The organism is Microbispora sp. NBRC 16548, from assembly GCF_030268985.1.
Taxonomy (GTDB): domain Bacteria; phylum Actinomycetota; class Actinomycetes; order Streptosporangiales; family Streptosporangiaceae; genus Microbispora; species Microbispora catharanthi.
Genome location: NZ_BSSF01000001.1, coordinates 167,878 through 182,644 on the forward strand (window position 1 = coordinate 167,878; position 14,767 = coordinate 182,644).

Consider the following 14,767-nt stretch of genomic DNA (forward strand, 5'->3'; position numbering starts at 1 on the left):
AGCCCGGATTTACACGCCAGAAACTTGCGGTAACGCTTTCGAAGCGCTTCGACAGCGGCGCTTCTCCAACCGAACATGCGGATCCTCGCGACGCCCTCATGGGCGTCTTTTTCGGCAGGTCATCGAAGCGCTTCGACGCGAAGGGTGAGTCTCCAGATGAACGAACCGGCGAGACACGACCAGGACCCGGCATTCCGGAACCCCGCGCTGTCTCCCGCCGAACGGGTGGACGACCTGCTCGGCAGGCTCACACTCGACGAGAAGATCGGCCTGCTGCACCAGTACCAGGCGCCGGTGGAACGGCTCGGCCTGCGGGTCTTCCGCACCGGCACCGAGGCCCTGCACGGCCTGGCCTGGCATGGCCCCGCCACCGTGTTCCCCCAGGCCGTCGGCCTGGCCAGCACCTGGAACCCGGACCTGGTCCGCCAGGTGGGGGAGGCGACAGGCGACGAGGTCATGGCCTTCCACCACAAGGATCCGCAGAGCGTGGGCCGCAACGTCTGGGCGCCGGTGGTCAACCCGCTGCGCGACCCGCGCTGGGGCCGCAACGAGGAGGGCTACTCCGAGGACCCCTGGCTGACCGGGGTGATGGGCACGGCCTACGCCCGCGGCCTGCGCGGCGGCCACGCCGTGCTGAAGACGGCGCCCACGCTGAAGCATTTCCTCGGCTACAACAACGAGACCGACCGGTGCGTGACCTCCAGCGGGCTGCCGCCGCGGGTGCTGCACGAATACGAGCTCAAGGCGTTCCGGCCGGCTGTCGAGTCGGGGGCCGCGGTGGCCGTCATGCCGTCGTACAACCTCGTCAACGGCCGTCCGGCCCACCTGTCGCCGCTGATCGGCAGCCACCTGCGCACGTGGGCGCCCGACGACATCCTCGTGGTCAGCGACGCGTACGCGCCGGGAAACCTCGCCGGGCTGCAGGGCTACCACAAGGACCTGCCCGAGGCGTACGCGCACGCGATCAAGGCCGGACTGGACAGCTTCACACAGGACGACGCGGACACCGCCGCCACCCTGGGCCACGTCAGGACCGCGCTCGACCGCGGCCTGCTGACCGAGGCCGACATCGACGCCGCCGCCCGGCACGCGCTGTCGATCCGGGTGCGGCTCGGCGAGTTCGACCCCGCCACGCCGTACGACGACATCACCCACGACGTCGTCAACAGCCCCGAGCACCAGCGGCTCGCGCGGGAGGCGGCCCGCCAGTCGATCACCCTGCTGAAGAACGACGGCCTGCTTCCGCTGGCCGCCCCGCGCACGGTCGCGGTGATCGGCCCGCTGGCCGACGCGTTGTTCGAGGACTGGTACAGCGGCACGCTGCCCTACCAGGTCACGGCCCTGGCGGGGCTCGCCGAGCGGTGCGAGACCGTCTACTGCGAGGGCGCCGACCGGGTGGCGCTGCGCACCGAGGGCGGGTACGTCGGCGCGTCCGCCGACCCCGCCGGCGGTCCGCTGTACGTGGGGAGCGAACGCTCCTGCTTCGACGTGTTCGACTGGGGCGGCGGCGCGTTCGCGTTCCGGTCCTGCGCGAACGGGCGGCACGTGTCGGCGGGCGAGGACGGCGTGCTGGCCAACGACCAGCCCGGGCCGAACGGCTGGGAGGTGCGCCAGACCTTCCGGATCGAGGAGCGGCCGAGGGGCGTGGTGCTGCGCAACATCTCCTCCGGCCGCTACGTCACCGTGGCCGACGGCGTCGTGCGCACGACCGACGACCCCGACGCCGCGTCCGTGCTGTCCGTGGAGCCGGTCGAGAGCGGCGCGGCCCGCGCCGCGGAGGCGGCGGCCCGCGCGGACGTCGCGATCGTCGTGCTCGGCGACCACCCGCTGGTGAACGGCCGCGAGACCGAGGACCGCACGACGCTGGCGCTGCCCGAGCGGCAGGAGGCCCTGCTGAAGGCTGTCCACGCGGCCAACCCGGCCACCGTGCTCGTGGTCTCCAGCGGCTACCCGTTCGCGGTGACCTGGGCGCAGGAGCACCTGCCCGCGATCGTCTGGTCGGCCCACGGCGGCCAGGAGTACGGCCACGCGCTCGCCGGCGTGCTGCTCGGCGACGACGACCCGGGCGGCCGCCTCACCCAGACGTGGTACCGCTCGGCCGCCGAGCTGCCCGACCTGCTCGACTACGACATCATCGCCTCCGACGCCACCTACCTCTACTATCGCGGCCGGCCGCTCTATCCGTTCGGGCACGGCCTGAGCTACACCCGCTTCGCCTACTCCGATCTGGAGCTGTCGTCGGCCGACCTCGCCGAGGACGACACGCTGACCGTCCGGGTGACCGTGACGAACGCGGGTGAGCGCGAGGGGGAGGAGGTCGTGCAGTTCTACACCCACCAGCGGCGCTCCCGGGTCAAGCAGCCGCTGCGCCAGTTGCGCGGTTTCGTCAAGGTGCGGCTCGCGCCGGGCGAGAGCCGCACGGTGTCGGTGGACGTGCCGGTCGGCGACCTGGCCTTCTGGGACGTGACGCGCGGCAGGTTCGTGGTCGAGGAGGCCGCGCACAAGGCGCAGGTGGGCGCCTCGGCGGGGGACATCCGGCTGTGCGTGCCGTTCCGGGTGCGGGGCGAGCGCATCCCGCCGCGCGATCTGACCTCGGGGCCACTGGACGCGGCCGATCACGACGAGTACGACGGTGTGGTGCTGTGCGACGCCGCTCTCGACTCCGGCGACGCGGTCCGCTCCACGGGACCGGGGGCGTGGATCGCCTTCCGCGACTGTGCTTTCGGCGGAGGGGATTTCGGCGGGGATATCGCCGATGGGGGCCTGTCGGCGTGCGTCCTGGCGGTGTCGAGCGACGAGGGAGGGGTGGTCACGCTGCGGCTCGACGACCCCCTGACCGGCGAGGTCGCGGGCGCGGTCAGCGTCCCGCCCACGGCGACCAGGCACGATTTCGTCGAGGTGAGCACTCCTCTGGCGGGAGCCGCCGGAGTGCGCGATCTTTATGTGGTGTACGAGAGCGAGGGGGTCACGGTGAGCGCGTTGGGGTTCTGCCCGTGAGGACCGTGACGATCGCCGACGTCGCCAAGCACGCGGGGGTCGCCGTCTCCACGGTCTCGTACGTGCTGAGCGGCAAGCGGGCGATATCGGCGACCACCCGGCAGCGGGTCCTGGACAGCGTGCGGGTCCTCGGTTACCACCCCAACGCCGGCGCCCGCGCCCTGGCGAGCAAGCGTGCGAAGGTCATCGCGCTGGTGCTGCCGCTGCGGGCCGGCATGAACCTGCCGGTCCTCATGCAGTTCGCGACCTCGGTCGTCACCACGGCCCGCCAGTACGACCACGACGTGCTGCTCATGACGGCCGACGAGGGGGCGGACGGGCTGCACCGGGTGGCGGCCAGCGCGCTGGTCGACGGGCTGCTGCTGATGGACGTGGAGATCCACGACCCCCGGGTGCCGCTGCTGCGCAAGCTCGCCGAGCCGAGCGTGCTGATCGGTTTCCCGGCCGACCCCGAAGGGCTGACCTGCGTCGACCTCGACTTCGCCCGCGCCGGGGCGCTGTGCGCCGACCACCTGGCCGATCTCGGGCATCGCGAGATCGCGCTGCTGGGCGCGCCGCGCGTGGTCTACGAGCGCGGCACGGGGTTCGCCGAGCGCACGATGGCGGGTTACGTCGAGGCGGCCCGGCGGCACGGGCTCGAGGCCGACGCGCGGCCCTGCGAGGAGTCGTTCGACGAGGTCCACGCCGCCGTGAAGCTGCTGCTCGACGAGCGGCCGGAGCTGTCCGGGCTCGTCGTGCACAACGAGGCGGCCGCCGGCCACGTGCTGGGGGCGTTGCGGATCCTCGGCAGGCGGGTGCCCGAGGACGTCTCGGTGGTGGCGATCTGCCCGGACGACATCGCCGAACGGGCCAGCCCCGCGCTGACCTCCGTGCTCATTCCCGCCGAGGACGTCGGCAGGCAGGCGGTCCGGCTGCTCATGGCCAAGCTGGAGGGCCAGGCCGTCCCGGAGTCGACGCTCCTCGAACCTCGGCTGACGATTCGCGAAAGTTCACGATGATCTCATTTCCCGACGGCTTCCTGTGGGGGGCCGCGACCGCGTCGTACCAGATCGAGGGAGCGGTCCACACCGACGGCCGCGTCCCCTCGATCTGGGACACCTTCTCCCACACCCCCGGCATGGTCGCCGACGGCCACACCGGCGACGTGGCCTGCGACCACTACAACCGCTATCTCGAGGACGTCGAGATCATGGCGTGGCTGGGGCTGAAGGCCTACCGGTTCTCGGTGGCCTGGCCGCGCCTCGCCGACCTGAGCTTCTACGACCGGCTCGTCGACGCCCTGCTCGCCAAGGGCATCACGCCCGTCGCGACGCTCTACCACTGGGACCTCCCGCAGACGCTGCAGGACACGGGCGGCTGGACCAACCGTGAGACGGCCTTCCGGTTCGCCGACTACGCCGCCGCCGTGCACCGGCGCCTGGGCGACCGCGTCAGCGTCTGGACGACGCTCAACGAGCCCTGGGTGTCGGCGTTCGTCGGGCACGGATCGGGCCGGCACGCGCCCGGGGTGACCGACCCGGCCGCCGCGTTCACCGCCGCCCACCACCTGATGCTCGGGCACGGCCTGGCCGTGCAGGCGCTGCGGGCGGGGGGCGCGGAGTCCGTCTCGCTGACGCTGAACCTGACGCCGATCCTCGGCGACCCCGAGCCGGCCCGCCTGATCGACGGGCTGGCGAACCGGCTCTTCCTCGACCCCGTGCTGCGTGGCGAGTACCCCGCGGACGTCCTCGCCCACCTGGAACGTTTCACCAAGGTCAACCTGGACGACCTGCCGACGATCGCGCAGCCGATCGACGTGCTCGGCGTCAACTACTACACGGTCAACCGGGTCGTCGCCGACCCCTCGTCCGAGGGCCATCCGGAGTATCCCGGCAGCGAGGGCATCGCCTGGGAGGACCCGCACGGCGAGGTCACCGAGATGGACTGGGAGATCAACCCGGCCGGGCTTGAGGACCTGCTCGTACGGCTGGCGCGCGACTACCCCGGCACGCCCTTGATGATCACGGAGAACGGGGCCGCCGTTCCCGACGGGGTGTCCGACCCCGGCCGGATCTCCTATCTCGACGCCCACTTCCGCGCCGCCCGGTCGGCCATGGACCGGGGCGCCGACCTGCGCGGCTACTTCGTGTGGTCGCTGATGGACAACTTCGAGTGGGCCCGGGGCTACCACAAGCGGTTCGGGCTCGTCCGCGTCGACTACGACACGCTGGAGCGCACGCCGCGCGACAGCGCCCGCTGGTATCGCGAGGTGATCGCCGGGAACGGCCTGGCGGACTGAGCGGACTGAGTGGACTGGGGCAGCCCCGCCCCTACAGGACGGTTTCCACGCAGATCATCACGACCAGCAGGACGACCAGCGCGCCGAGGTGGGCGGCCGACGACCACAGGCCGATCGGGACGGTCGCCGCGGCCAGCAGCGCCGCGGCGACCCGCACGGCGGTCCGTCCCGGCCCGAGCACCCGGCGGAACCACAGGTCGCCGAGCAGGAACAGCGCGGTTCCCCCGGCCAGCGCGACGGCGGGGCCGAGGCCGAGATGGTCGTGGCCGACGGCCTTCTTGATCCCGGCCGCCGTCGCGACGACCCCGAGCAGGATCGGGATGTGGGCGTAGAAGTACGCGCCCAGGATGAGCCGCGTCCGCTGGACGACCTCGGCCCGCATCAGCGCGTGCTCGGGCCCGCTCTCGCCGCGTCCGAAGTACACCCACCACAGCGACGCAGTGAGGGCGAGGCCCAGCAGGGCCGCGACGATCAACGCCGCCCCCGGGTGACCGTCGGTCGCCCCGATGCCGATCGCCACGATCGACTCGCCCAGCACGATGATCACCAGCAGGCCGTGCCGCTCGACGATGTGCGCCGGGTGCAGGGGGAAGCCCTTCTGCCCGATGAAGATCGGGCTCATCCAGATCAGCACGAGGGCCGCCGTCCACAGCGCGTAGTTCCACGGCGGGTCGGCGAAGGCGGCGGCGAAGACGAGCGCGGTCGCGGCCAGGTTGAACGGCACGACCCGCGCGATCGCGGCCGTCGCCTGCAGGTAGAGCCCGCCGTGGACGAGCACGATGACGAGGTAGCCGACGGCGAACGCCACGCCGCTGCCCGAGAAGGTGCGCGGGATGGCCAGGGCCATGATCAGGAATCCGGCCATGCCGCACAGGATCAGCACCCGCCGGGCCGCGCGCTCCGGCGGCACGGTGTTGGTGAGCCAGGCGTAGCCGGAGTACATCCACCAGAGCAGACCGAAGATCAGGATCGCCTGCACGGTGCCCTGGCCGGCGAACCCATCTTCGTCCTGGCGGGTGAAATCGCCCACCAGCAGCGACGTGAGCTGCGTGATCGTGAAGACGAAGACGAGGTCGAAGAAGAGCTCGATCGTGGAGACGCGTAACTCGGCGTCCGGAGCGGTCGGTTCGACGCGCTCGGCGAACCAGCGGGGGAGATGCATGGCGAATATTGTGCCGGTTGCACTGCTTTCTTGATTACACGTTTTCACGTGCTCCGGAGGTCGGCGGCAGCACCCGGCCGCCGAGTCCCGGGAACACCTTGGCGACCTTCGCGGTCAGATAGTCGCCGTACGTGCCGGTGAAGGCCCGCAGGTCCAGGCCGTCCCAGCGGGCGCGGCCCCCCTCGCGGGCGGGCAGGGAGGGCAGCGGCGGCACCTCGCAGTCCCAGCCGGGGTCGAAGAAGAAGGGGAAGGACAGCCTGCCGCGGCCCGTGGCGTTGCGCACGCGGTGCGGGGTCGACCGATACAGGCCGCCGGTCAGCTTGTCGAGCATGTCGCCGATGTTGCAGACCAGCGTGCCCGGGATGGGCGGCGCCTCGATCCAGCCGCGGGCGGTGTGCACCTGGAGGCCGGGATTGTCGTCCTGGAGCAGCAGAGTCAGCAGGCCGTAGTCGGTGTGCTCGCCGACCCCCCACTCGTCCGGATCGGCGTGCGGCGGGGGCGGATAGTGGAAGATCCGGAACAGGGTCGTGGGCGTGGCCGTGTAGCCGGCGGCGAAGTAGTCCTCGTCGAGCCCCAGGCTCAGCGCCACGCCCCGCATGACCGCCTGCCCCACGTGGGTGAGGGCGTCCATGTACGCCGGCACGGCCCGGCGCAGTTCGGGCACCTCCTCGGGGAAGAGGTTGCGCCCGTGCAGCGGCCGGGGATCGTCGTGGCCGAGCTCGGCGCCGAAATAGAGGCCCTCCTTGAGGTCGGGCCGGCCGGAGGTGAGCTCGCCGCCCACGGGGAAATATCCGCGCCAGGCCCGCCCGCTCCGGTCCATGGAGATACGCGACTTGTGCTCCTCGGGCAACCGGAAGAAGCGCGCCGCGGCGTCCTTCAGCTCCGCGATCAGAGCCTCGGGCACCCCGTGGCCGCTGATGTAGAAGAAACCGCTGTCCAGGCAGGCGGCCTTGATCCGGCGCGCGACCTCGGCGCGCTCCCGGCCTGCTCCGGGGCCGGTCCCGGGGCCGGTGAGGGCGGCGACGTCGATTACCGGCAGTGGTCCGGCGGCGTTCATACCTCATATCCCACCATCCGGGAGGGCCGTCCGGAAGGCTCCTTTACCTGCTTGCCGATCGTGTTGCGCGTGTCGGTATTTCGGCCCGACAGGACCATCTCGTCCAGCTTGTCCCGTTACCGGTTAATAACGCCCTGAAGAGTAGATTTCTTACGCACGGTCAGTAGGACCACGTCGTAGGTGGGCGATCACGTGGGTTTCGGGGATCGTTGGTCGGTCAGGAGTCGCATCGCGCTGTTCACCGGCACGGTGGTCGCCCTGCTGTGTGCCGCGTTCTCGGTCGTCCTGGTGTGGTCGCTGCACGCGGCGGCCCGGGAGAACCTCCTGCGAGAGGCGACGGCGGACGGCGGCCGGGTCGCCTACCTCGTGGACCACGGACAGGCGGGGAGCGTGCTGCCCCCCGGCGGGCGAGACCGGTCCGTCCAGGTGGTGGACCCGCAGGGCAGGGTGCGTGCGGCGACGCCGGCCATGGCCGGAAAGCCGGCCATGGCGACCTTCCGTCCTCAGGCGCCGACCCGCAAGGCCACGCGGGAGGTCTGCGGCGGCGTCTTCGGCGCGGACGGGTGTCACATCGTGGTCGCGCAGCAGGTCTACCGCGACGACGGAGACTGGACCGTCTACAGCGCCGCGCCGGTCCAGGCGTTCGATCCGCCGCCGGCCCTGGTGGCCGGTCTGGCCGTGGGATCGGCGCTCGTCACGGCCGCCGTCGCGTACGGCACCCGGCGCAGCGTGAAGCGGGCGCTCGTGCCGGTGCGGGCCATCACGGCCGAGCTCGACGAGATCAACGTTTCGGACCTCGGGCGGCGGGTGCCGGTCCCCGAGGCCAAGGGGGAGATCCACGACCTCGCGCAGAGTGTCAACTACACACTGGACCGGCTGGAGGAGACGCTCGAACAGCAACGGCGCTTCACCTCCGACGCGTCCCACGAGCTGCGCAGCCCTATCACCGCGATCCGCGCGCAGGTGGAGGACGCGCTGCTCGCCCCGCAGGAGTCCGACCTGCGGGAGATCGGGCCCGCCGTGCTGAAGAGCCTCGAACGGCTCCAGGCGATCGCCGCCGACCTGCTGACGCTGGCTCGTCTCGACGCGGGCGCGCCCTGCGAGCGCGAGCCGCTGGACCTCGGCCGGCTCGTGGCCGCGGAGCTGGACACCCGCCGCCCGGTCAGGAGGGTCGTCTCGCAGCTGACTCCCGGTGTGGTCGTCCGAGGGGACCGCATCCGGCTGGGCCGCCTGGTCACCAACCTGCTCGACAACGCCGAGAGGCACGCCGCCACCACCGTACGGCTGGAGGTGCGGCGCGAGGACCCGCCCGACGGCGACCCCCGGTTCCGTTCCGGTCTGGCCGTGCTCGAAGTGCTCGACGACGGCGCGGGGATCGCGCGTGACCAGCGGGAGCACGTCTTCCAGCGGTTCACCCGGCTCGACACGGCCCGAAGCAGGAACATCGGGGGCGCGGGCCTGGGCCTGCCCATCGCCCGGCAGATCGCCGAGAGTCACGGCGGCACCCTGACGATCATGGACAGCCCGCGCGGCGCGCGCTTCCTCCTGCGCCTGCCGCTCTCCCGGGAGCCCTGACCTCCAGGTCGGAAAACCGCTCCCGCTAAGGTGCCACGCCGCACTACGCTCCTTACCGGCACAAAATCGGAGGGAATACGCGTATGCGACGGTGGCTCCCGTCTTTCATCCTGTTGGCGCTCATCTGGGGAAACAGCTTCTTCTTCATCAAGGTGGCGCTCGGGAGCCTCCATCCACTCCAGATCTCCTTCGGCCGGATGGCCGTCGGCGCGCTGACCCTGCTCGTCGCCGTGCTCGCGACCGGCCGCCGGCTGCCCCGCGACCCCCGCCTGTGGGGCCACTTCGCGGTCGCCTCGATCGTGCTGACCACGGTGCCGTTCACCCTCTTCGGGTACGGCGAGCAGCACGTCTCCTCGGTCCTCGCGGCGATCTGGAACGCCACGACGCCGCTGTGCACGCTGCTCTTCGCGCTGCTGCTGCGCAGCGAGAAGGCGACGGCCACCAGGGCGACCGGGCTCGGCCTCGGCTTCGCCGGGGTCATGGTGGTGCTGGGCGTGTGGCAGCCGATCTCCGGCGGCGAGGCCGTCGGCAGCCTGGCCTGCTTCGGCGCGGCCGCCTGCTACGGCGTCGGCGGGGCGTACATGGGCAGGTTCATCATCCCGCGCGGGGAGGAGCCCATCGTGCTGGCGGCCGCGCAACTGGTCGCCGGTACGGCCGAACTCGCGGTGATCACGCCGCTCGCCGGGGTGAGCCTGGTCGAGCTCGACGCCCCGCTCACGGTCTGGGGCAGCATCGTCGCCCTCGGCGCGTTCGGCACCGGCATCGCCTACCTGCTGCTGTACGGGATCCAGAGGCAGGTCGGGGTGACGACCGGATCGGCCGTGACCTACCTGATCCCGGTGTTCGCCGCCGCCTCCGGCGTGGTCTTCCTCGGCGAGCACCTGACCTGGAACCAGCCCGCCGGAGCGCTGGTGGTGCTGCTGGGCATCGCCGTGATCCAGGGGATGGTCCCCCGGCGCCGCGCGGGGCGTACCGCTCCACCGCCCGCCGTCCCCGCCGAGACCGACGCCGCGGCCTGAGCCCGACCCGCGTGGCCTGGCTCGCGTGGCCTGGCTCGCACGCCTGGCCCGTACGGCGTGGTTCCCCGCTCAGCGGGCCGGGGGCGCCTCGGCCCGGCTCTCCGTGGTCGTGTCGTCCTCCCGCCGCGTACGCCGCTGCCGGGGCGCGGCCTTGCGTACCGTGGTCGTCGCCGGAGCCTCGTCGCCGGGCCGCTCCGCGGCCGTCCCGGCGGCGGTGGAGCCCGCACTCGCGCCGTCCGCCGGGGGCGGCTCCGGCGATCCGGACGACCCGGTGGAGGGGGCGGGCGTGGGCTGCCGTTCGCCGGAAGCGGGCCCGGGCGGGGCGGGCCTGGCCGGGGATTCGCCCGCGCCCGGTTCGCCTGGCCGTGGCGGGCGCAGCGCCGCGATGACCGCGTCGGCCTCCGCCTCGGCCGCGAACTCCCCGGCCGCCTCGGCCTCGCGCCGTTTGATGACCACCATGTGGTCGACCGAGATCCGGCCCGCGCCGGTGACGGCCAGCAGCACGGAGGCGGCCCCGAGGGCCACGATCAGTTCGATGTCGCCTCCGGTGAGCGGCAGGCCGCTGTCCCCGGCCGTGACCACGAACACCGCGAGGGCCTCGGCGAACAGCAGCAGCCCGACGACCGGCACGGCGAGGCCCGCGATCAGCAGCGCGCCGCCCACCAGCTCGGTCAGCATGGTCACCGGCGCCCACACGTGGGGCAGCGGAGCCTGGAGCGCGGTGAACTGGTCGGCGGTGGCGTTGAGGCCGGCTTCGAGCTTCTGCCAGCCGTTGGCGAAGAAGATCCCGCCGACGCCCATGCGGGCGGCCAGCGAGGCTAAGTCGTGCAGGGTTCTCTTCACGGCTTCTCACTCTGGGTGGGGGGTGACTTGCCCGGACACTTCCCCGCCTGCGCCGCCGTCATGCGTGCGGCCGGCTCAGGTCCGTACGCCGCCGGACTCCTCGGCGTCGGCGCTCGCGGGGGTGGGAACGTGGCGGGGGAGCAGCAGGGCCACGGCCAGCGCGGTGAGCGCGAGCAGCGCCACGCTCACGACGATGGTGGAATGCAGGGCGGTGACGAAGGCCGCGCGGGCGGCGTCCAGCAGCGCGGCTCCGGTCGCGCCGGTCTCGTCGGCAACGTGCGCGGCCGCGGCCAGGGACTCACGCGCCTGCGCCATGAGCCCGGCCGGGATCCCCGGGACGGTCGTGAGGGAGGGGGCGTACACGATCGTGGTGATCGTCCCGAGGACGGCGATGCCGAGGCCCGCCCCCAGCTCGTAGGCCGTCTCCTCGATCGCGGCCGCGCCGCCGGCCCGCGACTCCGGCACGGTGGCCATGATCGTGTCAGACGCCGCCAGCAGGGCGACCTCGACGCCGAAGCCGATTCCCACGAAGCAGACCGCCAGCATCACCGGATGCTGCTCGGTGCCCCAGGTCAGCACCGGGGTGAGGGACAGCGCGGTCAGGGCGAGGCCGCCGCCGACCGTCGCGCGCAGCCCGACGCGCCCCAGCACGTGCGCGGCGGCCAGGCCGCCCGCGATGGCCGCGACCATGAGCGGCAGCATCCGCACGGCGGCCTCCAGGGGAGACAGCCCCAGCACGAGCTGGAGATACTGCGCCAGCATGAGCTCCAGCCCGACCAGCGCGAAGATGGCCAGCAACACGCAGCCGACGCCGGTCGCGAAGCCGCGCTGGGCGAACAGCCCGATGTCGAGCAGGGGGAACGGCAGCCGCCGCTGCCGCCGCACGAACCAGACGAGCAGCGCGACGCCGGCCAGGAGCACGGCCAGCGAGAGCCCGCGGCCCAAGGTGTGCCCCGACCCCGCCTCCTTCAGCCCGAACGCGACGGCCAGAATGCCCAGGGTGGACAGCGCCGCGCTCAGCGCGTCCCACGGATGGTCGGCCCGCCGAGGCGACGCCGGCAGGATCCGTACGGCGAGCGGCAACGCGACCAGCAGCAGCGGCACGTTGATGAGGAAGACCGCGCCCCACCACAGGTGCTCGACGAGAACCCCGCCGATCAGCGGCCCGACGGCCGCTCCCGCGGCGGCGACGGCGCTCCACACGCCGAGCGCGATCGCCCGCTCGCGCCGGTCGGTGAACACCTGCCGGATGATCGAGAGCGTCGCCGGCATGATCATCGCGCCGCCGACGCCGAGGAAGGCCCGCGAGACGATGAGCGCGAGCGGGGTCGCGGCGAACGCGGCCGACAGCGAGGCCAGGCCGAACACCACGTAGCCGCCCAGCACGAAGGGCCGCCTGCCATACCTGTCGCCCAGCGTGCCGAACGTCACCAGCAGCGGCGCGACGACCAGCGAGTAGCTGTCGATGATCCACAGGAGCTGCACGGACGACGGCTCCAGGGCCGCGGTGAGCGCCGGGACGGCGATGTGCAGCACGGTCGCGTCGACCGCGATGAGGAGCAGGCTGAAACACAGGAGCACGAGCACCGACCACCGGCTCGCGCGGTGCTCCCGCAGGGCACCTGCGGCACGGACGGTGACGGACTCGACCGAAACCATGATCATCGTCCGTTCAGTGCTCCTGCCCCAAAATCCCGGCCCGCTGGAACATGCGTGGCAGCTTAGGCCATGAGAAGCGGATCTCTCAGCCCTTCCGGTGATGTCGGGAACAAATCGCCGGATCCGTATCACCGCAGGTGATCAAGTGGAGCAATCCGCCTCTCTAGAGAGCCATAGGTATATATCCCGCGTCTAGGCAAGCGGCCGAACCCAACGGATCATGCGGTCGTGGGGAGCGATATCGACGGATGTGATGCGTCCCCGGTGCCGCCCCCGCTCGACCGCGCCGACCCCCGCGCCTGGTGCGCCGTCGCGGTGGCCCGGCTGTCGCACGACCAGCCGGAGGCGGCGCTGGAAGCGGCGCGCCAGGCGATCGGCTGCGATCCGCAGGACGAATGGGGGCATCGCCTGGCCGGCGCGGCCCTGGAGCGTCTCGGCCGCGACACCGAGGCGGTCGCTGCGGCGCGGGAGGCCGTACGGCTCGCGCCCGGCTCCTGGGCGGCGCGGCTGCGGCTCGCGAGCGCGCTGCGGCGGATCCCCGGACGGTGGCGGGAGGCGTGGGCGGAGGCCCGGCGTGCCGTCCGGTTCGCCCCCGACGAGCCCGACCCGCACGTGCTGTGCGGCGACCTCGCGCTGCTGCGCGGCGACCACGACGGGGCGGCCCGGGCGTACGGCGCGGCGCTGCGCAGGCGCCGGGACCACCCGGCGGCGTGGGTGAACCTCGGCCTCACGCTGCTGCGCTGGCAGCGGCCGCGTGATCACCACGACCCCGCATGGGAGGCCGACCCGCGCGACACCGGCCGGGCGCGGCGCGCCCTTGAGACCTGGTCGCGGCAGGTGCGCGTGATCCTCGCGGTCGCGACGGCCGGGATCTGCGCGGCCGTCGTGCTGCCCGGCCTGGGCCTTCTCCCCGGCACGCACCGGCAGCTCCCCGGCATGCACGAGGAGGCGCGGATCGGCGGCGCGCTGGCGCTCGCGGCCGTCCTCGTGGTCTGCGTCCGGCAGGCCGCGCGCGTGGGCGCCTGGGCCTACGTTCCCGGCATGCTCCGGCGCGACCTGCGGCTCGGCATGTCGGTCGCGCTCGGGCTGCTCACCCCGGCGGCGTACGTGGCGGGGCTGGCCACGCTGCCGGAGCCGAGGCCGGGTTCGCTGCAGGAGGTGGGCGAGGTCTGGGCGGGGGCGACCGGGCTGGTGCTCCTGAACCCCGCCGCGGCGCTCGCCTTCAGGCTCCTGGCCGAGACGTGGAGGGGACGCCCGGTCGCCGCGCTGAGGCGGTTCGCCGCCGCGCTGCCCGTGCCGCCCGTGCCGCCCGTGCCGTCCGGTCCGGGCGCCGCCGATCGGGACAGGATCGCGGCGGCCGACCGGGCGGCGACGCGCGACATCGCCGTCGCGTTCTGGATCGTCGCGGCCCGCGCGTGGCAGGCGGCCGCGGCGCTCATGCTGGTGCCCTTCCTGACCGGCGCGCCCCTCGCCGCCGTCGCGTGCCTGGCGGTCCCGGCGGGGCTGCTGCGGGTGCGGACGACGGGCGCGCCACGGTCGCGCGACCGGTGGCTCGCCGCGGCGCTCGCCGCTCCGGCCGTCGCGGCCCTCTGCGCCGCCGGCGCGGGTGCGGCGTGGGCCCTCGCGGGGCCGGACCCCGCCGTCGTGGCCCTGTGGCGCTGTGCCTGGGGCGCGCTGGCGCTCGGGGCGGCGGCCTTCGCGGTGCGCGCCACACGGGCCTGGTGGCGCGGCGGGCCGGGCCCGTGGCGCGCCTCACTCGTGCCGTCCGAGTCGCGCGGCACGCGGATCCCCGGCGACCTGACCCCCTCGGCCGGTCTCAGCGAGGAGGTGCGGCACGCCGCGGCCTACTCCAGGAACGTGGTCCTCGCCTGCACCGGGGCGGACGGCCCGCGCGCGCTCGCGGTGAGCGCCGTGACCTCGGTGACCCCGGCGGGCGAGTTCCGCCTCATCGCCGGCGACGAGGCGTGGGACGCGGTGCGGCGCGATCCGCGCGTGGTCCTCTTCGTGGGAGATCCGCGATTCTGGGCAGAGGTACGGGGCGTCGCCGTGCCGGACGACGACGTGCTGCGGGTCACGCCGCGGCAGGTTCTGATGCGCGAGTACCCCGGACGCCACCAGGCCCGCACCCGGTAGCCGCGAACCGCGCAACTCGGGCGGGCGACCCGTTCCGGCGACGT

At 73.1% G+C, this 14,767-nt stretch carries 10 protein-coding genes; 6 read left to right on the plus strand and 4 right to left on the minus strand.

Annotation, left to right across the window (positions count from 1 at the left end):
• The first annotated feature begins 156 nt into the window (after positions 1-156).
• The 3 genes from QSK36_RS00790 to QSK36_RS00800 are packed head-to-tail and all read left to right on the plus strand — an operon-like array spanning position 157 to position 5,275.
• Positions 157-2,997 carry a glycoside hydrolase family 3 protein gene (locus QSK36_RS00790; protein WP_285780976.1) on the plus strand — a complete coding sequence of 947 codons (2,841 nt, stop codon included), beginning with the start codon at positions 157-159 and terminating at the stop codon, positions 2,995-2,997.
• On the plus strand, positions 2,988-3,995 hold the full coding sequence (locus QSK36_RS00795; RefSeq protein WP_183544585.1) for a LacI family DNA-binding transcriptional regulator: 1,008 nt from the start codon (positions 2,988-2,990) through the stop codon (positions 3,993-3,995). Before QSK36_RS00790 ends, QSK36_RS00795 begins: the two co-directional genes overlap by 10 nt.
• On the plus strand, positions 3,992-5,275 hold the full coding sequence (locus QSK36_RS00800) for a GH1 family beta-glucosidase (protein WP_183544013.1): 1,284 nt from the start codon (positions 3,992-3,994) through the stop codon (positions 5,273-5,275). The genes QSK36_RS00795 and QSK36_RS00800 overlap by 4 nt, the downstream gene beginning before the upstream one ends.
• Positions 5,276-5,306: 31 nt before the next feature.
• Here the strand turns inward: QSK36_RS00800 and QSK36_RS00805 are convergent, their stop codons facing one another.
• Together QSK36_RS00805 and QSK36_RS00810 are read right to left on the minus strand one after the other, a co-directional pair.
• Positions 5,307-6,437, minus strand: coding sequence for a low temperature requirement protein A (locus QSK36_RS00805; RefSeq protein ID WP_285780977.1), 1,131 nt, complete (start codon positions 6,435-6,437; stop codon positions 5,307-5,309).
• A 34-nt stretch (positions 6,438-6,471) separates the two neighbouring features.
• Positions 6,472-7,494: an isopenicillin N synthase family dioxygenase gene (locus tag QSK36_RS00810; protein WP_183544009.1), complete on the minus strand. Its 1,023-nt coding sequence runs from the start codon at positions 7,492-7,494 to the stop codon at positions 6,472-6,474.
• A 192-nt stretch (positions 7,495-7,686) separates the two neighbouring features.
• Between QSK36_RS00810 and QSK36_RS00815 the strand changes: the two genes are divergently transcribed.
• Both QSK36_RS00815 and QSK36_RS00820 read left to right on the plus strand, forming a co-directional pair.
• A complete protein-coding gene (locus tag QSK36_RS00815; protein WP_285780978.1) occupies positions 7,687-9,069 on the plus strand; it encodes a sensor histidine kinase in 1,383 nt (460 codons plus the stop codon).
• Between the two features lie 83 nt (positions 9,070-9,152).
• Positions 9,153-10,088 carry a DMT family transporter gene (locus QSK36_RS00820; protein ID WP_183544007.1) on the plus strand — a complete coding sequence of 312 codons (936 nt, stop codon included), beginning with the start codon at positions 9,153-9,155 and terminating at the stop codon, positions 10,086-10,088.
• Between the two features lie 69 nt (positions 10,089-10,157).
• Here the strand turns inward: QSK36_RS00820 and QSK36_RS00825 are convergent, their stop codons facing one another.
• Complete coding sequence (locus QSK36_RS00825; RefSeq protein WP_285780979.1) at positions 10,158-10,931, minus strand: DoxX family protein; 774 nt, start codon at positions 10,929-10,931, stop codon at positions 10,158-10,160.
• Between the two features lie 75 nt (positions 10,932-11,006).
• Positions 11,007-12,596, minus strand: a complete 1,590-nt coding sequence (locus tag QSK36_RS00830; protein WP_183544003.1) for an MFS transporter — start codon at positions 12,594-12,596, stop codon at positions 11,007-11,009.
• 222 nt (positions 12,597-12,818) lie between these two features.
• Between QSK36_RS00830 and QSK36_RS00835 the strand changes: the two genes are divergently transcribed.
• Positions 12,819-14,723, plus strand: coding sequence for a CHAT domain-containing protein (locus tag QSK36_RS00835; protein ID WP_285780980.1), 1,905 nt, complete (start codon positions 12,819-12,821; stop codon positions 14,721-14,723).
• The last annotated feature ends 44 nt before the right edge of the window (positions 14,724-14,767 follow it).

Bases quoted from the DNA above. Each gene is read 5' to 3' on its own strand.
- QSK36_RS00790 (WP_285780976.1), top strand. From the start codon at position 157: ATGAACGAACCGGCGAGACACGACCAGGACCCGGCATTCCGGAACCCC.
- QSK36_RS00800 (WP_183544013.1), top strand. From the start codon at position 3,992: ATGATCTCATTTCCCGACGGCTTCCTGTGGGGGGCCGCGACCGCGTCG.
- QSK36_RS00805 (WP_285780977.1), bottom strand. From the start codon at position 6,437: ATGCATCTCCCCCGCTGGTTCGCCGAGCGCGTCGAACCGACCGCTCCG.
- QSK36_RS00810 (WP_183544009.1), bottom strand. From the start codon at position 7,494: ATGAACGCCGCCGGACCACTGCCGGTAATCGACGTCGCCGCCCTCACC.
- QSK36_RS00820 (WP_183544007.1), top strand. From the start codon at position 9,153: ATGCGACGGTGGCTCCCGTCTTTCATCCTGTTGGCGCTCATCTGGGGA.
- QSK36_RS00830 (WP_183544003.1), bottom strand. From the start codon at position 12,596: ATGATCATGGTTTCGGTCGAGTCCGTCACCGTCCGTGCCGCAGGTGCC.